Annotated in this window: 18 protein-coding genes; 15 read left to right on the forward strand and 3 right to left on the reverse strand. The window is 67.2% G+C overall.

What is annotated here, in order from left to right:
• Positions 1 to 39 precede the first annotated feature (39 nt).
• Entirely contained in the window at positions 40 to 870 is an 831-nt protein-coding gene (locus B5D37_RS00510; RefSeq protein ID WP_425478004.1) for a tRNA threonylcarbamoyladenosine dehydratase, read from the forward strand.
• Here the strand turns inward: B5D37_RS00510 and B5D37_RS00515 are convergent.
• A complete protein-coding gene (locus tag B5D37_RS00515) occupies positions 830 to 1,618 on the reverse strand; it encodes a TatD family hydrolase (protein WP_078756770.1) in 789 nt (262 codons plus the stop codon). The two genes, B5D37_RS00510 and B5D37_RS00515, sit on opposite strands and share 41 nt — an antisense overlap.
• 3 nt (positions 1,619 to 1,621) lie before the next feature.
• Positions 1,622 to 1,855 carry a DUF6116 family protein gene (locus tag B5D37_RS00520; protein ID WP_078756771.1) on the reverse strand — a complete coding sequence of 78 codons (234 nt, stop codon included), beginning with the start codon at positions 1,853 to 1,855 and terminating at the stop codon, positions 1,622 to 1,624.
• Between the two features lie 179 nt (positions 1,856 to 2,034).
• On the opposite strand from B5D37_RS00520, the gene B5D37_RS00525 reads away from it, so the two are divergent.
• From B5D37_RS00525 to B5D37_RS00540, 4 genes are all read left to right on the forward strand, one after another.
• The gene (locus B5D37_RS00525; protein WP_078756772.1) at positions 2,035 to 2,841 is read left to right on the forward strand and encodes a glycine zipper 2TM domain-containing protein; all 807 of its coding nucleotides are present in this window, start codon (positions 2,035 to 2,037) and stop codon (positions 2,839 to 2,841) included.
• A gap of 100 nt (positions 2,842 to 2,941) precedes the next feature.
• Complete coding sequence (locus B5D37_RS00530; RefSeq protein ID WP_078756773.1) at positions 2,942 to 4,105, forward strand: acyl-CoA dehydrogenase family protein; 1,164 nt, start codon at positions 2,942 to 2,944, stop codon at positions 4,103 to 4,105.
• 26 nt (positions 4,106 to 4,131) lie between these two features.
• Entirely contained in the window at positions 4,132 to 4,713 is a 582-nt protein-coding gene (locus B5D37_RS00535; RefSeq protein WP_078756774.1) for a GNAT family N-acetyltransferase, read from the forward strand.
• Between the two features lie 26 nt (positions 4,714 to 4,739).
• On the forward strand, positions 4,740 to 7,034 hold the full coding sequence (locus B5D37_RS00540) for a thiamine pyrophosphate-dependent enzyme (RefSeq protein WP_078756775.1): 2,295 nt from the start codon (positions 4,740 to 4,742) through the stop codon (positions 7,032 to 7,034).
• Between the two features lie 108 nt (positions 7,035 to 7,142).
• On the opposite strand, the gene ygfZ is transcribed toward B5D37_RS00540, so the two are convergent.
• Positions 7,143 to 7,925: a CAF17-like 4Fe-4S cluster assembly/insertion protein YgfZ gene (ygfZ, locus tag B5D37_RS00545; protein ID WP_234987655.1), complete on the reverse strand. Its 783-nt coding sequence runs from the start codon at positions 7,923 to 7,925 to the stop codon at positions 7,143 to 7,145.
• Between the two features lie 137 nt (positions 7,926 to 8,062).
• Here ygfZ and B5D37_RS00550 point away from each other — a divergent pair, with 137 nt between their 5' ends.
• The 10 genes from B5D37_RS00550 to B5D37_RS00600 all read left to right on the forward strand — a co-directional run bounded on the left by B5D37_RS00550 (position 8,063) and on the right by B5D37_RS00600 (position 17,498).
• Positions 8,063 to 8,239, forward strand: a complete 177-nt coding sequence (locus B5D37_RS00550; protein WP_078756777.1) for a DUF1674 domain-containing protein — start codon at positions 8,063 to 8,065, stop codon at positions 8,237 to 8,239.
• Positions 8,240 to 8,310: 71 nt separating this feature from the next.
• On the forward strand, positions 8,311 to 8,706 hold the full coding sequence (gene sdhC, locus B5D37_RS00555) for a succinate dehydrogenase, cytochrome b556 subunit (protein WP_078756778.1): 396 nt from the start codon (positions 8,311 to 8,313) through the stop codon (positions 8,704 to 8,706).
• The gene (gene sdhD / locus B5D37_RS00560) at positions 8,703 to 9,110 is read left to right on the forward strand and encodes a succinate dehydrogenase, hydrophobic membrane anchor protein (RefSeq protein WP_078756779.1); all 408 of its coding nucleotides are present in this window, start codon (positions 8,703 to 8,705) and stop codon (positions 9,108 to 9,110) included. The genes sdhC and sdhD overlap by 4 nt, the downstream gene beginning before the upstream one ends.
• Before the next feature lie 6 nt (positions 9,111 to 9,116).
• Complete coding sequence (sdhA, locus tag B5D37_RS00565; protein WP_078756780.1) at positions 9,117 to 10,910, forward strand: succinate dehydrogenase flavoprotein subunit; 1,794 nt, start codon at positions 9,117 to 9,119, stop codon at positions 10,908 to 10,910.
• A gap of 19 nt (positions 10,911 to 10,929) precedes the next feature.
• Positions 10,930 to 11,715, forward strand: a complete 786-nt coding sequence (locus tag B5D37_RS00570; RefSeq protein WP_078756781.1) for a succinate dehydrogenase iron-sulfur subunit — start codon at positions 10,930 to 10,932, stop codon at positions 11,713 to 11,715.
• A 14-nt stretch (positions 11,716 to 11,729) separates the two neighbouring features.
• Positions 11,730 to 11,987 carry an FAD assembly factor SdhE gene (locus tag B5D37_RS00575; protein ID WP_078756782.1) on the forward strand — a complete coding sequence of 86 codons (258 nt, stop codon included), beginning with the start codon at positions 11,730 to 11,732 and terminating at the stop codon, positions 11,985 to 11,987.
• 409 nt (positions 11,988 to 12,396) lie between these two features.
• The gene (locus tag B5D37_RS00585) at positions 12,397 to 13,641 is read left to right on the forward strand and encodes a lipoprotein-releasing ABC transporter permease subunit (RefSeq protein ID WP_078756784.1); all 1,245 of its coding nucleotides are present in this window, start codon (positions 12,397 to 12,399) and stop codon (positions 13,639 to 13,641) included.
• Entirely contained in the window at positions 13,634 to 14,350 is a 717-nt protein-coding gene (gene lolD / locus B5D37_RS00590; RefSeq protein ID WP_078756785.1) for a lipoprotein-releasing ABC transporter ATP-binding protein LolD, read from the forward strand. The genes B5D37_RS00585 and lolD overlap by 8 nt, the downstream gene beginning before the upstream one ends.
• Before the next feature lie 81 nt (positions 14,351 to 14,431).
• On the forward strand, positions 14,432 to 16,807 hold the full coding sequence (locus tag B5D37_RS00595) for a DNA internalization-related competence protein ComEC/Rec2 (protein WP_078757413.1): 2,376 nt from the start codon (positions 14,432 to 14,434) through the stop codon (positions 16,805 to 16,807).
• A gap of 28 nt (positions 16,808 to 16,835) precedes the next feature.
• Positions 16,836 to 17,498 (forward strand): MotA/TolQ/ExbB proton channel family protein, encoded by a 663-nt coding sequence (locus B5D37_RS00600; RefSeq protein WP_078757414.1) that lies wholly within the window; start codon positions 16,836 to 16,838, stop codon positions 17,496 to 17,498.
• The last annotated feature ends 4 nt before the right edge of the window (positions 17,499 to 17,502 follow it).

The raw sequence follows: 17,502 nt of genomic DNA on the forward strand, positions 1-17,502 counted from the left end.
CCAAAGGCGCCGAAGCGATGCGCGAACTACAATTGCCCGATGGATGAGATTGCACTGGACCCACGGTTGCTCGAGCGATTCGGCGGGATCGACCGCCTGTACGGATCAGGCTCGCTCGCGCGCTTCAGCCGGGCGCGGGTCGCGGTCGTGGGCATGGGCGGCGTGGGCTCGTGGGTGGTGGAGGCATTGGCGCGCAGCGGCGTTGGCCACCTGACGCTGATCGACGCGGATGACATCTGCGTCTCCAACAGCAATCGGCAACTGCCGGCGCACGAGGGACAGTTCGGGCGCGCCAAGGTCGAAGCGATGGCGGAGCGTTGCCGGCAGATCAATCCGCTGGTTGAGGTCAATGCCATCACCAGCTTCCTGACGCCGTCGAACCTGGAGGCGTTGCTGTCGCCAGGTTTCGACCTGGTACTGGACGCCTGCGACAGTTTCCGCAGCAAGGTCGAGCTCATCGCATGGTGCCGTCGCCGCAAGTTGCCGCTGCTGGTGTGCGGCTCGGCCGGCGGCAGGCTGGATCCAACCCTGGTCAGGGTCAGGGACCTGTCGCGGACCGAACACGACGCGATGCTCGCGCTGATCCGCAGGAAGCTGCGGGGCGAGTTCAACTTTCCGAAGAACCGTGACCGATACTTTGGGGTCCCCGCGGTGTATTCACTCGAGAACGTGCGCTATCCCCAGCCCGATGGCAGCGTGTGCGGCACCCGGCCCGCGGTGGATGGCGAGGCCGCGCTGAAACTCGACTGCGGCGCCGGACTGGGCGCCGCCACCCATGTCACCGGCGCATTCGCGTTCGTGATGGCTGGCAAGGCACTGGACATGCTGCTCAAGCAGCGGAGGATTCCCGCTCCGCCTTCGCCAGCCTGAAAATGCGCTCCACGTTGGCCGACGTCGCCGCCGCGACCTCGGCCGGGGCCAAGCCGCGGAGTTCGGCCACGGCCTGCGCGATCACAGCGAGACGGGCCGGCTCGTTGCGCTGCCCGCGGATGCCCGAGTCGGGCTGGTCGGGCGCATCCGTCTCCAGTACCAGCCACTCCAGCGGGACGTTGGCGACGGTGCGCCGGAGGCGTTGCGCCCGCTCGTAGGTGACGGGGCCGCCGATGCCCAGCAGGAAGCCCTGATCCGCCAATTGCCTGGCCTGCTGCTCGCTCCCCGAGAAGCTGTGCACGATGCCCGAGAGGCCCCCGACCGTCCGGATCGCGGAGATGACCGCGTCCACAGCCTTGCGCGCGTGCACGATCACGGGGAGCTCGAACTCCGCAGCCAGCCGCAGCTGGGCTTCGAAGAAGGATGACTGCCTGTCCCGCGCCAGCCCCTCGACGTGGAAATCCAGGCCGCACTCGCCGATGGCGACCGGCCGCTCGGCTTCGATCCAGGCCTGGAGCAGATTCAAGTGCGCGGGCAGGTGGTCGGCAAGGAACATCGGGTGCAGGCCATACGCGGCATGCAGCCCGGGGTGCGATGCGCAGGTATCCCGGACCCGTGGCCACCGGTCCGCCGTGGTTGCCGGCACGATCTGCCTGCACACTGATCCCGCGAGCGCGCGTTGCAGCACGTCCAAGCGATCCGCGTCGAACGGTGCGGCGTCGAGGTGGCAGTGTGAATCGACGAGCATCGGCTAGCGCTTGCGGCTGCGCTCCTTGACGACCTCACCCTCGATCGGCGGATTGCGGTCCTTCCAGTTCGCCAGCAGCAGCGTGCCCAGGCCCAGCACGATCTCGTCGATGAACGGGATCGGGTCGAACGGCCAGAGCACGCTGATCGCGAATGCGATCGCGGTGAACTTGAACAGGGTGGGGTAGCGCAACCTGCGGGCCCAGGCCAGCAGTGGCAGCAGCAGCGGGTTTGCCATGGAAGAGTCCGGTGTCGGAAAGGAGTGTTTATAGCTAACACGGAGTGTATGTCGCCGCCGATTTTTCAACGGCCCGGACGGCTGGTGGATCGATTCGTTAAGAAATTGGGAGCCCGTTCAGCTTCACGGTGCTGGAATGCGATCACCACAACCGGGACCCATCCCGTCGGAGGCGCACCATGAACAAGAACATGATTGCCGTTGCCATCGCCTCGCTGCTGGTTGGCGGTGTGGCCGTGGCTGCTTACCAGAGCTTCCAGGCCGAGCCGGGCGAGGGCGTGGGTGCCGCGCTTGTCGAGCCCGCGAACCTGCTTCCGGCCACCGACGGCGATGTCGCCGGTGACACCGACATCGGCAGGATGGAATACGCCGAAGTGGTGGACGTGGAAGAGGTGACCGAGAAGCGTGATCTGTATGCCACCGTGATCGGGACCGATCCGGTGCGCGAGACCAGCACCAGCACCACGCCGCGCGAAGTTTGCGAAGACGTGGTGGTCCAGGAGCGCCTGCCCGAGCGCGATGGCAACGTCGGCGGTACGGTCGCCGGCGCACTGATCGGCGGCGTGCTCGGCAACCAGGTCGGCGGCGGTAACGGCAAGAAGGTCGCCACCGCGGCCGGTGCCGTAGCCGGTGGTTACGTGGGCAACCGCGTGGACCGCAACCACGTCGGCGGTCAGGTGGTCGAGCGTGTCGACAGGCAGTGCCGCACCGTCTCCGACACGTCCCAGTCCACCACCGTCGTCGGTTATGACGTGACCTATCGGAATCCGGACGGAACCACCGGTTCGATGCGCACCGGCAGCAAGCCGGGCGAACGCATCAAGCTGGGCACGGAGGACCATGTCGTCGGTTACGACGTGACCTACCGCTATGACGGTGCCGAGCAGACGATGCGCTTCGACCAGCGCCCCGGCGACCGCCTGCCGGTGGTTGATGGAGAAGTCGTGGTGCAGACCGCGGCCATCGGCGGCGTCGACAGGGGCTGATGCCCGACTGCCAGGCTTCTACCCCACGGGGCCGGATCTTCCGGCCCCGTTTTGTTTTCCTCGCCTTACAATGGCGGTTTTCCCGACATCCGAGTCTCCCATGGCCCTGCATCCGTATGACCTCTACGACGTCCGCTCACTGCTCAGCGAGGAAGAGCGCGCAGTGCAGGACACCGTGGCGAGGTTCACGGACGAGCGCGTTATCCCGATCATCGGCGATGCCTTCGACGAGGCGAGGTTCCCGCGCGAGCTGGTCGGCGAGATCGCGGAGCTGGGCCTGCTGGGCTCCACGCTGCCGGAGCAGTACGGCGGTGGAGGCCTCAATTCGGTGTCCTATGGCCTGATCTGCCAGGAGCTCGAGCGTGGCGACAGCGGCATTCGCAGCTTCGTCAGCGTGCAGTCCTCGCTGTGCATGTACCCGATCTTCGCCTACGGCACCGAGGAGCAGAAGCAGCGGTGGTTGCCGGACATGGCGGCGGGCAAGGTCATCGGTTGCTTCGGCCTGACCGAACCGCACGGTGGGTCCGATCCGGCCAACATGAAGACCGTGGCCAAGCGCGACGGCGACGACTGGCTGTTGACCGGCTCGAAGATGTGGATCACCAACGGCAACCTGGCCGACATCGCCATCGTCTGGGCGCGCACGGATGACGGTATCCAGGGCTTCGTGGTGGAAAAGGGCATGCCCGGCTTCGCCGCCCAGGAGATCAAGCACAAGATGAGCCTGCGCGCGTCGGTCACCAGCTCGCTGTTCCTCGACAACGTGCGCGTGCCGGAGGCCAATCGCCTGCCGAACGTGAAGGGCCTCAAGGGGCCGCTCGGATGCCTGACCCAGGCCCGCTACGGCATCACCTGGGGCCCGATCGGTGCCGCTATCGCCTGCCTGGACGAAGCGCTGGGCTATTCCAAGGAGCGCATCCTGTTCGACCGTCCGCTGGCGGCGAACCAGGCGGTGCAGCTGCGCCTGGCGGAAATGGCGCGCAAGATCACCTCCGCTCAGCTGCTGTCGCTGCAGCTCGGCCGTCTGAAGGATGCCGGCAAGATGGCCCCCACGCAGGTCTCGCTGGCCAAGTGGAACAACTGCCGCATGGCGATCGACATCGCGCGCGACTGCCGCGACCTGCTCGGCGGCGCCGGCATCACCACCGAGCACGCGGCCATCCGCCACGCGCTGAATCTGGAATCGGTCATCACCTATGAAGGCACCGAAACCGTGCACCAGCTGGTGGTGGGGCGCGAGCTGACGGGTATCAACGCGTTCTGATCGATCAGGATCCGGAGTACCGCCCCATGCCGTCCCATCCGTTGGGCCCCACGCTCGAAACCGAGCGCCTGATCCTTCGTCCGCCGCTGCGGGAAGACTTCGAAGGCGTTGCCGAACTGCTCGATGACGAGGAGGCGGCCCGCCACATCGGCGGCCGCATGCCACGGACCGCCGCCTGGCGGAACTTCCTGCAGATGCCTGGTGCCTGGGCGATGCAGGGCTATGCGATGTTCTCCGTGATCGACAAGTCCAGCGGCCGCTGGATCGGGCGGGCGGGGCCGTGGCAGCCGGAAGGCTGGCCTGGTACCGAGGTGGGCTGGTCGTTCCTGCGCTCGGCGTGGGGGCAGGGTTATGCCCGCGAAGCGGCAATCGCGTCGATCGACTGGGCCTTCGACCACCTGGGCTGGAGCGAAGTCATCCACTCGATCGCCCCGGCCAACCATGCATCCCAGGCGCTTGCACGGCGGCTGGGCTCCATCAACCGCGGGCCCGGGCGACTGCCGCCACCGCTCGAGGAGGTTCCGATCGAGATCTGGGGCCAGTCCCGCGAAGAGTGGTTCGCCCGCCGCAGCACCCTGTCTTCCGGGGACGCTCCCCGTCGCGGCTGAAGCCGCCCCACCATCCAAGAAGCGCCATGTCGACTGCCAACCCGATTCCCGCCCGCATGCGCGGCCTCAACCGCGCGGAAATCTGCGACGCCAACTTCACCGAGTTCGTCAAGGACTGGAGCGGGCGCACCGACGTTGCGCCGGCAGGGGATGAGCCGATCCTCGATGGCAGCCGGCTCGATGCGCACGGCTTCCGGGAGATATTCGAATCGCAACTGGTGAGCCGCCACCTCGACCTGATGGCACGGGTCCTGCGGGTGCAGAACAAGGTCTTCTACACCATCGGTTCGTCCGGCCACGAAGGCAACGCGATGGTCGCGCGCGCCACGCGCCATACCGACCCGGCATTCCTGCACTACCGCTCCGGCGCATTCATGGCCGAGCGATTCCGCAAGTTGCCGGCGGGCGAAGCCAGGCTCGACCCGATCATGGATTCCGCGCTGAGCTTCGCCGCCAGCAAGGACGATCCCGCCAGTGGCGGGCGACACAAGGTCTGGGGCAGCAAACCGCTTTGGGTGCTGCCGCAGACATCGACCATCGCCTCCCACCTGCCCAAGGCGCTGGGCACCGCGGTTGCGATCGAGGCCGGCAAGCGGCTGGGACACAGCCTGCCGATCCCCGACGACAGCATTGCCATCTGCTCGTTCGGCGATGCCTCGTCCAACCACGCGACCGCACAGACGGCGTTCAACGCGGCGGCCTGGACCGCCTACCAGCGGCTGCCGGCGCCGGTGCTGTTCGTCTGCGAGGACAACGGCATCGGGATCTCGGTCAAGACGCCCAACGGCTGGATCGCGCAGAACTTCTCGCGGCGGCCCAACCTCGACTACTTCTTCGCCGACGGCCTCGACCTGGCGAACGGCTATGGCGACGTGGAGCGGGCGGTCGAGCACTGCCGGCGGACGCGTCGCCCGACCTTCCTGCACCTGCGCACGACCCGGATCATGGGCCATGCGGGGACCGACTTCGAGATCGAGTGGCGCTCGCTGCAGGAGCTGTGCGAGGTGGAGGCCACCGACCCGCTGCTGCGCTCCGCCGCGATCGCGCTCGAATCGGGCCTGATGTCGAAGGACGAGGTATTGGCGCTGTACGAGGACACGCGCAAGCGCTGCTTCGCCGCCGCGGAGGAAGCGGACCGGCGGCCCAAGCTGGATCGACTGGAGGATGTGGTCGCGCCTTTGGCGCCGTACACGCCTGCGGCGGTCGAGGCCGAGGCCGGACGATCGGACTACGGTGCACGCCGGGAAGAGGTGTTCGGAAGCGAATCGAAGCTGCCCGAGAACCAGCCCCCACGACACCTGGCGATCCAGATCAACAACGCGCTGCACGACACCTTCGCCAAGTATCCGGAGGCCGTGCTGTTCGGTGAGGACGTGGCCCAGAAGGGCGGCGTCTATACGGTAACCAAGGGCCTGCAGAAGGCTTTCGGGCCCCGGCGCGTGTTCAACACCCTGCTGGACGAGACGATGATCCTGGGCATGGCGCAGGGCTTTGCGAACGTCGGCATGTTGCCGATCCCGGAGATCCAGTACCTGGCGTACTTCCACAACGCCTGCGACCAGATCCGCGGCGAGGCCGCCAGCCTGCAGTTCTTCAGCAACGACCAGTATCGCAATCCGATGGTGGTGCGCATGGCCGGACTCGGCTACCAGCGCGGCTTCGGTGGGCACTTCCACAACGACAATTCGATCACCGCACTGCGGGACATCCCTGGGCTGGTGGTGGGCTGCCCGTCGCGCGGCGACGATGCGGCAACGATGCTGCGCACGCTGACGGCACTGGCCAAGGTGGACGGCCGGGTCAGCATCTTCCTCGAGCCGATCGCGCTGTACATGACCAAGGACCTGCACGAGCCCGGCGATGGCCTGTGGCTTACCCGCTACCCGGCGCCCGGCGAGGCGATGCCCCTGGGGGAAGGACGGGTGTACCTGCCGGACGACGGCAGCAGCGGCGATGACCTTGTGGTCTTCACCTACGGCAACGGCGTGCCGATGAGCCTGCGCGCGGTCCGGCAGATCGAACAGAAGCACGGCTGGAAGGCGAGGGTGGTCGACCTGCGTTGGCTGGTGCCGCTCAACACCGATTACATCGTCGAGCAGGCGCGCACCGCCAAACGCATCCTTGTCGTGGACGAGGGACGCCGCAGCGCCGGCGTGGGCGAGGGCGTGATCACCGCCATCGCCGAGGGCGGGCACGGCAGCAGGCCCTTCCACCGGGTGGTGGGTGCCGACACCTACACGCCATTGGCCGGCGCCGCCTTCCTGGTCATCCCCGGCGAGGAGGAGATCGTCGCAGCCGCGGACCGGCTGGCTGCCTCCTGAACATCCGCAAGTTCTTGTAGGAGCGACTTCAGTCGCGACCGGACATCTCGGAAACCAGCGTCACTGGCCCGGGTCGCGACTGACGTCGCTCCTACAAATGAAAGGGGCTCAGCGGGCGAGACCGTTGAGCAGTTCCAGCCTGCGGACCTCGTGTCCCTCTACCGTGAGCGTGGCGGGAGGCGCGTCCGTCGATGCCACAGTGAGTCCGAGGTGTCGCGGGCCACACTCGGACACCGACACAAGCGTGCCGTAGCTGGCACCGTCCGCGCGGACCTCGGTTCCGGCCCCCAGTGCCGCCGGGCTTTCAACCAATACCAGTCCCCGCTTGGCCTTTCCGAGGAAGTGGGTGCGCGCGACGATTTCCTGGCCGGGGTAGCAGCCCTTCTTGACGCTGAAGGCCTGCAACCGCTCCAACGAAAGTTGTTGCGGAGTCCACCTTTCCGTCTGTGACGGAGGCAGGCGGGGGAGCCCGTGTTCCAGGTCGTGGCAACACCACCGTGCGGCGAGCCCGCTGTCGATCGGGGGCAGGTTTGCGTTCCCAAGCATCTCCACGCGCAGGATCCGCGGGTCGCCGTCGCCGGTCATGTCGAGTTCAACGCGATCCTGGCCGAGGCCCAGCGCGTTGCTGGAATCAGCGGCGGCTGTCTGCGGAGCCGGTCCAAAGCAGCCCGACACACACGCGTGGTCCACGACTTCGACCGCCACCTTGCTGCGGAAGACGAAACGCCGCAGCGCCGCTGCGAACTCCTGCGCGCCCGCATCGGGCAACACCAGCCACAGCTCACCATCGGGCATCTTCAGCAATGCGAACAAAGCCACCACCCGGCCCTTGGGGGTCAGCCAGCCGTTCCACTGCCAGTGCCCCGGCTGCAAGCCGCTGACATCATTCATGAATTGGGCCTGGGCGAACGTCCCGGCGTCGCGCCCGGTGAGCGTCAGCAGGGTGTGCGGCAGCCTCGCAAAAACCGGGCCAGTGCCGTCTTTCGACTTGTCATGCATGGGGTCGGGATTTAAGCTTCATCGTCGTGATGATAGGCCAATCCACCGTGGACCCCAGCGAAGAGAAGGCAGCGCCGGCGTCGGACTCCCAAGGACCGGCACTCGCTCCGCAGCCTCCTCCGACGGAGGAGCACGGAGGCCGCGACGGTCCGGACCCCACCCGCTATGGTGACTGGGAGAAGAACGGCCGCTGCATCGATTTCTGACCGATCGCCGGTCACCACAGCTCCATTCCCGCCACGCGGCCCCATGGCCGCCCAGCCGAGACAGCCAGCGCATGGCGAACCCAGAACGTCCTTTGTCCCCACACCTGCAGGTCTACCGCTGGCAGGTGCAGATGGTGACCTCGATCCTGCACCGCGCCACCGGTGTCATCCTCGTCGTCGGTAGCTTGCTGGTGGCCTGGGCGCTCGTCGCGCTTGCCGGTGGCCCCGACTCCTGGTCGACCTTCAGTGGTTTCGCCCGCTCCTGGTTCGGGTTCCTGGTCATGTTCGGGTGGACCTGGGCACTGGCGTTCCACCTGATCAACGGTGTGCGGCACCTGGCGCAGGACGCGGGCTACGCCTTCGACATCAAGGGCACCATCCGCAACAGCTGGATTTCCGTCTTCGGCAGCCTGCTGCTGACGGCCGTCATCTGGGTCGTGGCGATGATGCAGTGGGGTAACGCATGAGCATCCAGAACACCGGCCGGCGCCCGGACCTGCGCCATCCCCTCAAGCGGGCCCGCGGGCTGGGCTCGGCGAAGGACGGCACCGGCCACTTCATCATCCAGCGCATCACCGCCATCGCGCTGGCGTTTCTTTCGATCTATGTCGTCGGCCTGGTCATCGCCATGATCGGCGGCGACTACGCCGCGATGCGGGCGGCTGTCGCACACCCTGCCAACGCGACGTTGCTGGTCGCGTTCCTGATCACCACCTTCTGGCATGCCAAGCTGGGCATGCAGGTGATCATCGAGGACTACATCCAGACTCCGGGGCTGGCGGCGGTCTCGCAGCTCGCGGTCATCTTCATCTGCGTACTCGCCGGGCTCGCCAGCGTGCTCGCGGTCATTCGCATCGCGCTCGGGGGCTGATCGGCAATGCCTGCTGCATACAAGATCCATGAACACAAATTCGACATGCTCGTGGTCGGCGCCGGTGGCGCCGGGTTGCGCGCCACCTTCGGCCTGGCCCAGAAGGGGCTGAAGACCGCCTGCATCACGAAGGTCTTCCCGACACGCTCCCACACCGTGGCCGCACAGGGCGGTGTCGCCGCGGCGCTCGGCAACATGGGCGAAGACGACTGGCGTTACCACTTCTACGACACCATCAAGGGGTCGGACTGGCTGGGCGACCAGGACGCCATCGAATACATGTGCCGCGAGGCCATTCCGGCGATCATCGAGCTGGAGCACCAGGGCGTTCCGTTCTCGCGGACCGAAGACGGCCGCATCTACCAACGTCCGTTCGGCGGCATGACCACCCGTTACGGCGAAGGCCCGGCGGCGCAGCGCACCTGCGCGGCGGCCGACCGGACCGGCCACGCGATCCTGCACACGCTCTACCAGCAGTCGTTGGCCCACGACGCGCAGTTCTTCATCGAGTACTTCGCGCTCGACCTGATCATGGGCGCCGACGGCTCCTGCCAGGGCGTGCTGGCGATGGACCTGGCTGAAGGCACGCTGCACCTGTTCCGTGCCCAGGGCACGGTGCTGGCTACTGGCGGTTACGGCCGCGCCTATTTCTCCGCGACCTCCGCCCATACCTGCACCGGTGACGGTGGCGGCATGGCGTTGCGTGCCGGCATCGGCATGCAGGACATGGAGTTCGTTCAGTTCCACCCGACCGGCATCTATGGCGCCGGCTGCCTGATTACCGAGGGCGTGCGCGGCGAAGGCGGCATCCTGCGCAATGCCGATGGCGAGCGCTTCATGGAGCGCTACGCACCCTCGGCCAAGGACCTTGCCTCGCGCGACGTGGTCAGCCGCGCGATGACCATGGAGATCCGCGAGGGCCGCGGCGTCGGCGAGCACAAGGACCACATGCTGCTCGACCTGACCCACCTGGGTCCCGAAGTCATCCACGAGAAGCTGCCGGGTATCGCCGAATCGGCACGCATCTTTGCCAACGTCGACGTCGAGAAGCAGCCGATCCCGGTGATCCCGACGGTCCACTACAACATGGGCGGCATCCCGACCAACTACCACGGTGAAGTGGTGACCCTGAGGGATGGTGACCCGGACGCCGTGGTGCCGGGGCTCTACGCGATCGGCGAGGCTGCCTGCGTATCGGTGCACGGTGCCAACCGGCTGGGTTCCAATTCGCTGCTCGACCTGGTGGTGTTCGGTCGTGCGGTCGCCAACCGGTGTGCCGAAACCATCACGCCGTCGTCCTCGCTGCCGGACCTGCCGGGCGATGCCTGCGACGCGGCGCTTGCGCGTCTCGACAGCCTGCGCAACGCCAATGGCGGCACGCCGACGGCGGTCATCCGCGACAAGATGCAGCGTGCGATGCAGGCCGACGCCGCCGTGTTCCGCACCCAGGAAACCCTGGAGGCGGGCGTGGCGAAGATCCGCGAGATCCACGCGTCCTTCGCCGACGTCAAGGTCAGCGACCGCTCGCTGGTCTGGAACTCGGACCTGGTGGAGACTTTCGAGCTCAAGAACCTGCTGGACCAGGCCCTGGCCACGATCGTCTGCGCAGAAAACCGCAAGGAATCGCGTGGTGCCCACGCCCGCGACGACTACCCCGATCGCGACGACGCCAACTGGCACAAGCACAGCCTGGTCTGGGTCGACGACAGCGGCAATACCCGCATCGACTACCGCCCGGTGCACATGTACACGTTGAGCAAGGACGTGGACGTGGTGCCGCCGAAGAAGCGCGTCTACTGATCCTGCAGGAATAGAGAAGATGGCCGAATTCGCGCTACCGAAGAACTCGAAGATCCAGAATGGTCGGCATTTCGCCGCGCAGGGCGCGAAGCAGCCGCGCACCTTCAAGGTCTACCGCTGGAACCCCGACGACGGCCTGAATCCGCGCGTGGACACCTACGAGGTGGACATGGCCGCGTGCGGCCCGATGGTGCTGGACGCGCTGATCAAGATAAAGAACGAGATCGATCCGACGCTGACCTTCCGCCGGTCGTGCCGCGAGGGCATCTGCGGTTCGTGCGCGATGAACATCGATGGCACCAATACCCTGGCCTGCACCAAGGCGATCGACGATTGCGGCAAAGCCGAGGTACCGATCTATCCGCTCCCGCACATGGAAGTGGTGAAGGACCTGGTGCCCGACCTCACGCACTTCTACGCGCAGTACGCGTCGATCAAGCCCTGGCTGCGCACGCAGAGCGCAACCCCGACCGATCGCGAGCGGCTGCAGTCGCCGGAGGATCGCAAGAAGCTGGACGGGCTGTACGAGTGCATCCTGTGCGCCTGTTGTTCGACCAGCTGCCCCAGCTACTGGTGGAATGGCGACCGCTACCTCGGCCCGGCCATCCTGCTGCAGGCGCATCGCTGGATCATGGACAGTCGCGACGAGGACACCGGTGCACGCCTGGATGACCTCGAGGATCCGTTCAAGCTGTACCGCTGCCACACCATCATGAACTGCACCCGGACCTGTCCGAAGGGGCTCAATCCCGCCAAGGCGATCGGCGAGATCAAGAAGCTGATGATGGAGCGCCGCGCGCTCTGACGGCGGCACCGGGCATGGCGCAACAGGACGACGAGGTGGAGCTGCGCCGGCTGCGCTGGAAGTGCCGGCGCGGGATGCGCGAGCTCGACCAGCTGCTGGAGCGTTACCTCGACCGCGGATGGAGGGGTGCTTCCGAGCAGGAGCGCGGTGTTTTCCTACGGCTGCTGGAAACCGAGGACGATAAGCTCTGGCACTGGTTCATGGGGCATGACACGCCAGCGGATGCAGACCTCTCCACGCTCGTCCAGGACATCCGCTCCCTGCCGCCTTGAGTGGCGGCCTTCGCGCTGGCTGGAGGTCGCCCTGATCCTGCTGGGTGCGTGCGCCGTAGTCGCCGTCCTCGCCTCGGACCTGCCGCGCATGCTGGCATGGCCGCTGTCGTGTGCAGCAGTACTGCACGCGTCGCGGGCGATCCGAAAGCAGCGGCGGCAAGCCACCAGGAGCATTGAAATCGAGCCCGGTGGCAAGCAGGTGCTGGCGGATGGCTCCGAGGTGCGCAACTTCAGGGTGTCCTGGCGGGGTCATCTCGCGTTTGCGACATGGGAGCGGCCGGGTGGGGGGAAGGACAGGCTCTGCTGGTGGCCCGACACCCTGCCAGCCGGCAAGCGTCGTGAACTGCGCATTGCCGCGTCGCCGGAAACTTCAGCGCACGGCACGTTTTCGGTGGCACCATAGCGCGCTATGTTCAAACCCATCCCTGTTGCCATCGGTCTGCGCTACCTGCGTGCCAAGCGCCGGAACGGCTTTATCTCCTTCATCTCGCTCGCCTCGATCCTGGGCATTGCCCTGGGCGTGGCGGCGCTGATCACGACCCTGGCGGTCATGACCGGTTTCCAGCGCGAGATCCGCGATCGCATGCTGCAGATGGCGGCCCACGCCACGGTCAGCAGCCACGGCGAGCCCATGGCGGGGTGGCAGGCCGCCATCGACACCGCGATCGCCGATCCACGGGTGGCGGGTGCAGCGCCGTACGTCGAGAAGGAAGCCCTGCTCAACGGCACCCGGCAGCAACCGGCATTCATCCGTGGCGTGGTCCCGCCGGACGAGCGCGAGGTCTCGGTCCTGGGCGACAAGATGGTGGTCGGGGAGCTTGAGTCGCTCCAGCAGGGGAGTTTCAACATCGTGCTGGGGCGGGAGCTTGCCCAGTGGCTGGGCGTGTCCGCCGGCGACGACCTGATCATGACCATTGCCGACTTCCGCAGTACGCCGGTCGGTGCGCTGCCCCAGGTCAAGCGCTTCCACGTCAGCGGCATCTTCGAGGTCGGCTACAACGAGTACGACCGCAACATGGCGTTCGTGCACATGGCGGACATGCAGCGGCTGTTGCGCATCGGTGAGGGCGTGACCGGTGTCCGCCTGAAACTGCACGACATGGACCAGTCGTGGGAGGTTGCCCGTGACCTGGCGGTCAAACTGGATGGTCCCTACAGCGTCAGCGACTGGACCACCGAGAACGCCAACATGTTCCGGGCGCTGACCATGGAGAAGACGCTGATGGCGATCCTGCTGTCGCTGATCATCGCCATGGGCGCGTTCAACCTGGTCTCCTCGCAGGTGATGCTGGTGACCGACAAGCAGGCGGACATCGCGATCCTGCGGACCCTGGGCCTGACTCCGCGTGGCGTGATGCAGGTGTTCATCGTGCAGGGCAGCCTGATCGGTACGGTCGGCACCCTGCTTGGCGTGATCGGCGGCATCGTGCTGACCCTGAACCTCGAGTCGATCCTGTTCGCGATCGAAAAGGTGTTCGGCGTGACCCTGTTGCCGGAGGACGTGTACTACATCACCGGCTTGCCGACTGAACTCAAGCCCAGTGATGTCATCGCCATTTCGCTCGTCGCACTGGCGATGGCGTTCCTTGCAACGATCTACCCGGCGTGGCGTGCGGCGCGCACGCCACCGGCGGAGGCCCTGCGCTATGAGTGACGTGAGCACGCCAGGCGAGGGCGTCGTGCTCGGCTGCCGATCGCTGGGCATGGTGTACGCGGAGGGCAAGCTGCGTACGCCCGTGTTCGACAGGCTGGACCTGTCGGTGCGCGAGGGCGAGACGGTGGCCATCCTCGGTGCCTCCGGCGCGGGCAAGAGCACGCTGCTGCATCTGCTGGGTGGGCTCGATACGCCTACCGAAGGCGAGGTCTTCGTTGCGGGGCACCGCATGAGCGCACTGTCCGATGCCGCTCGCGGTGCGCTGCGCAACCGTGCGCTGGGCTTCGTCTACCAGTTCCACCACCTGTTGCCCGAGTTCACCGCACTGGAGAACGTGATGCTGCCGGTGATGCTCAATGGACGTGAAGTCGCCGAGGCTACCGAGCGCGCGCGAATCCTGCTCGAGTCGGTGGGACTGGGGCATCGACTCGGCCACAAGCCGGGGGAGCTCTCCGGCGGTGAGCGCCAGCGTGCCGCCGTCGCGCGTGCCCTGGTCAACCGGCCGGCCTGCGTCCTGGGCGACGAGCCGACCGGCAACCTCGACGAAAAAACCGCTGCGACCGTGTTCGACCTGATGCTGGGGCTCAACCGCGAGCAGCGCACGAGCCTGGTCCTGGTGACGCACGACCGGCGCCTCGCGCGCCGGCTGGATCGCGTGCTCGAGCTGCATGACGGCAAGCTGAGGGAACTGCAACCCGACGAGGTGTAGGACATGGAAGACGCGGCAAGGACGCCGCTGGACAGTCGCATCGGCCACGGAGTGGTCGACGGTTGCAAGCATGAAACCCGTATGGTCGGGATCGCTCCGTTTGGCAAGGCGGCGGCGCTGGCTCTGCTGGCTGGCACCATGGCCGGTCTGTGGCTGCCCACGTTCATGGCAGCGGGGTACCTGTTCGCGATTGCACCTGTCGCCGGGATCGCGTGGTGGCGCGGGAGGCGCGGCCGATGGATGGGTCCCTTGCTGGGCGGTTTCGTGCTGGCCGGGTTGCATGGGGCGAATGCGCTGGCCATCCAGCTCCCGCCCGCGCTCGAGGGTGGGGACTTCGAGGTGTCGGGGCGCATCGTGGACCTGCCGGACCACCAGGCACGGCGCACTTCCTATCTGTTCCGGATCGCGCAGGACCACTCGCAGCCCGAGCCGCTGCGTGGCCGACTGGTCCGACTGTCGTGGTACGACGATTTCGATGGCAGCCCGACCGGGCGCGACCGCTTGCGGGCCGGGCAGGAGTGGACCCAGCAGGTCCGGCTGAAGGCGCCGCGTGGGCTGCGCAATCCGGGCGGTGCGGATAGCGAGAAGCACGCGCTCGCGCGGCGACTGGTCGCCAACGGTTATGTCCGCGAACCCGGTGCCGCCCTGCTGCGGCGAGACGCGTCGGGACTGCATGCGTGGCGGGAGTCGATGGCCGATCAGATTTCCATGTCGATCCCGTCGGAAAGCGGCAGGTTCATCCGGGCGCTCGCGCTCGGGGACACGCGGCTGCTGGCCGACGAGGACTGGCGCACCCTTCGTGCAACCGGCCTGGTCCATCTGGTGGCGATTTCGGGCTTCCACGTCGGACTCGTATCGGGATTCTTTGCGCTGTTCGCGGGCGCCATCTGGTGGGTGCTGCCCTCGCTCGCCCGACGCCTGCCCAGGCCGACTGCCGCGGCCATCGCGGCGCTGCTGGGCGCGGCTGGATACGCCGCGATAGCAGGCTTCGCGCTGCCAACGGTCCGCACCGTCCTCATGATCGCGGTGATTGCCGGGTTGCGGATCTTCCGCAGGCGTGCCGGGGCCTTCGACAGCATGGCACTCGCCGCGATCGTGTTGCTGCTGGCAGATCCTCTTTCCGTTCTGGGCGCGGGCTTCTGGCTCAGCTTTGCCGGGGTGGCGTGGCTGGTCTGGTGTCTGCCGGATGCGGGGCGCAATCCGCTCCGCGATCTGTTCTCTGCCCAAGGCGTGGCAACGCTGGGGTTGCTTCCGCTCAGCGCCATGCTCTTTGGCGAGGCCTCGATCGCCGGCCCGCTGACGAACCTGCTCGCCGTCCCGTGGTGGAGCCTGGTGGTGGTGCCGTTGTCACTGCTCGGCACAGCGCTGGAAGCGATGCAGGCAGGTCTGGGCGGCTGGGCGTGGCGCGCGGCCGCCTGGTGCTTCGCGCCAAGCTGGAGCCTGTTCGAGCGGGTCGCGCAGAGTCCCTTCTCGCTGTTGTGGCTGCCGGAGCCGCGGTGGTTCGCGTTGCCGCTGGCCTTGCTCGGGGCCTTCTGGCTGTTGCTGCCACGGGGATTGCCGGGTCGCCCCCTGGCGGTGTTGTTGTGGCTCCCGCTGCTGTGGCCTGCGCGCAACCTGCCGGCCCCGGGCGAGTTCGAGTTGCAGGTCCTGGACGTGGGACAGGGGCTTTCGGTGCTGGTACGCACGTCCAACCGGACCCTGTTGTACGACGCGGGACCCGCCGCGGCCGAGGGTTTCGACGCAGGCGAACGCGTCGTGGTGCCGTCGCTGCGTGCCCTGGGCGTGGGACAGCTGGATCGGGTGGTGGTCAGCCATGGCGACAACGATCATGCCGGCGGCTTCGCGGCGGTCCGGGCGGCTTTCCCGACGGAAGATGTCATTGCGCCGCAAGGTGCGGGCATCGATGGCTCGACGACATGCGTCGGGGGCGAGGAGTGGGCATGGGACGGTGTGCGGTTCCGGTTCCTGCATCCGCCGAAGTACTTTCCATACCTCGGGAACGAGGCCAGTTGCGTCCTGCGCATCGAAGGCGATCATGGCAGCGTCCTGTTGACCGGGGACATTGGGGACGTGGTCGAGCGTGACCTCGTGCGTCGAAGCCGCGAGGATCCGGCAGCGACGGTGGCTGCGGACGTGGCGCTGATCGCCCACCACGGAAGCGGCGGGAGTTCGGACCCCTCGTTCGTCGAAGCCACGGCAGCGGAAATGGCACTGGTATCCAGCGGGCACGGGAATCGTTTCGGCCATCCGCGGGCGGACGTCGTCGAGCGGTGGCGGTTGCACGGAGCGCGGGTGTCGGGAACGGCGGAGGGTGGCGCGCTGGTGGTGCACATGGGCGCTGAAGGGCCCCACCTGGAAACGCGACGCGCCTCACACCCGCGTGCGTGGGATGCTGCGCGCCGGCTGGAGCAGGCCGCGGCGGGGCCGCCGGCTGGGCTATCCTATCGGCCGGATTGAATCGGCCCGTTCGGCCGGAGGTTTGCACGTGCTGGAACTCGTCATGGCCGGTGGTTGGCCGATGATCCCGCTGCTGGTGTTGTCGGCGCTTGCGCTGGCCATCATCGTGGAGCGGGCGTGGGCGTTGCGGCGGGCGACAGTGCTGCCGCCGGGCCTGGGCAAGGAAGTTCGCACCTGGGCCGCCGGCGGGAAGCTCGCAGCCGGGCACATCGACTCCCTCCGGGCGACATCCCCGCTGGGCGAGTTGCTTGCTGCCGCGCTCGACGTGCGCCACCGGCCACGCGACCAGGTCCGCGAGCGCATCGAGGACGTCGGCCGCCATCTGGTGCACCGGATGGAGCGCTTCCTCAACACGCTGGGCACCATCGCCGCGGCTGGCCCGCTGCTGGGGCTGTTCGGGACGGTGGTGGGCATGATCCAGATGTTCTTCGGCATCCTCGACACCGGTATCGGCGACGTGAACCTGCTCGCGGGCGGCATCGGCAAGGCGCTCGTCAGCACGGCTGCCGGCCTCGTGGTGGCCATCCCGGCCCTGATGGCGCACCGCTGGTTCCGGGGTCGCATCGCGGAATACATCGTCGACATGGAGTCGGAGGCGATCCAGCTGCTCGACGCCATCGAGCTGCCGCCGGCCTCGGCCGAGGTCGCCCCTGGAGCCCACGGCATCTCCCCGCCGGTGAGCGCGAGCTGAGCCG

Origin of the sequence: Lysobacter spongiicola DSM 21749, from assembly GCF_900167055.1 — a bacterium.
GTDB classification, from domain to species: Bacteria; Pseudomonadota; Gammaproteobacteria; order Xanthomonadales; family Xanthomonadaceae; genus Novilysobacter; species Novilysobacter spongiicola.

Excerpts from the sequence above, each read along its gene's own strand:
- B5D37_RS00510 (WP_425478004.1), top strand. The coding sequence starts at position 40 with ATGGATGAGATTGCACTGGACCCACGGTTGCTCGAGCGATTCGGCGGG.
- B5D37_RS00515 (WP_078756770.1), bottom strand. The coding sequence starts at position 1,618 with ATGCTCGTCGATTCACACTGCCACCTCGACGCCGCACCGTTCGACGCG.
- B5D37_RS00520 (WP_078756771.1), bottom strand. The coding sequence starts at position 1,855 with ATGGCAAACCCGCTGCTGCTGCCACTGCTGGCCTGGGCCCGCAGGTTG.
- B5D37_RS00525 (WP_078756772.1), top strand. The coding sequence starts at position 2,035 with ATGAACAAGAACATGATTGCCGTTGCCATCGCCTCGCTGCTGGTTGGC.
- B5D37_RS00530 (WP_078756773.1), top strand. The coding sequence starts at position 2,942 with ATGGCCCTGCATCCGTATGACCTCTACGACGTCCGCTCACTGCTCAGC.
- B5D37_RS00535 (WP_078756774.1), top strand. The coding sequence starts at position 4,132 with ATGCCGTCCCATCCGTTGGGCCCCACGCTCGAAACCGAGCGCCTGATC.
- B5D37_RS00540 (WP_078756775.1), top strand. The coding sequence starts at position 4,740 with ATGTCGACTGCCAACCCGATTCCCGCCCGCATGCGCGGCCTCAACCGC.
- ygfZ (WP_234987655.1), bottom strand. The coding sequence starts at position 7,925 with ATGAATGATGTCAGCGGCTTGCAGCCGGGGCACTGGCAGTGGAACGGC.
- B5D37_RS00550 (WP_078756777.1), top strand. The coding sequence starts at position 8,063 with ATGATAGGCCAATCCACCGTGGACCCCAGCGAAGAGAAGGCAGCGCCG.
- sdhC (WP_078756778.1), top strand. The coding sequence starts at position 8,311 with ATGGCGAACCCAGAACGTCCTTTGTCCCCACACCTGCAGGTCTACCGC.
- sdhD (WP_078756779.1), top strand. The coding sequence starts at position 8,703 with ATGAGCATCCAGAACACCGGCCGGCGCCCGGACCTGCGCCATCCCCTC.
- sdhA (WP_078756780.1), top strand. The coding sequence starts at position 9,117 with ATGCCTGCTGCATACAAGATCCATGAACACAAATTCGACATGCTCGTG.
- B5D37_RS00570 (WP_078756781.1), top strand. The coding sequence starts at position 10,930 with ATGGCCGAATTCGCGCTACCGAAGAACTCGAAGATCCAGAATGGTCGG.
- B5D37_RS00575 (WP_078756782.1), top strand. The coding sequence starts at position 11,730 with ATGGCGCAACAGGACGACGAGGTGGAGCTGCGCCGGCTGCGCTGGAAG.
- B5D37_RS00585 (WP_078756784.1), top strand. The coding sequence starts at position 12,397 with ATGTTCAAACCCATCCCTGTTGCCATCGGTCTGCGCTACCTGCGTGCC.
- lolD (WP_078756785.1), top strand. The coding sequence starts at position 13,634 with ATGAGTGACGTGAGCACGCCAGGCGAGGGCGTCGTGCTCGGCTGCCGA.
- B5D37_RS00595 (WP_078757413.1), top strand. The coding sequence starts at position 14,432 with ATGGTCGGGATCGCTCCGTTTGGCAAGGCGGCGGCGCTGGCTCTGCTG.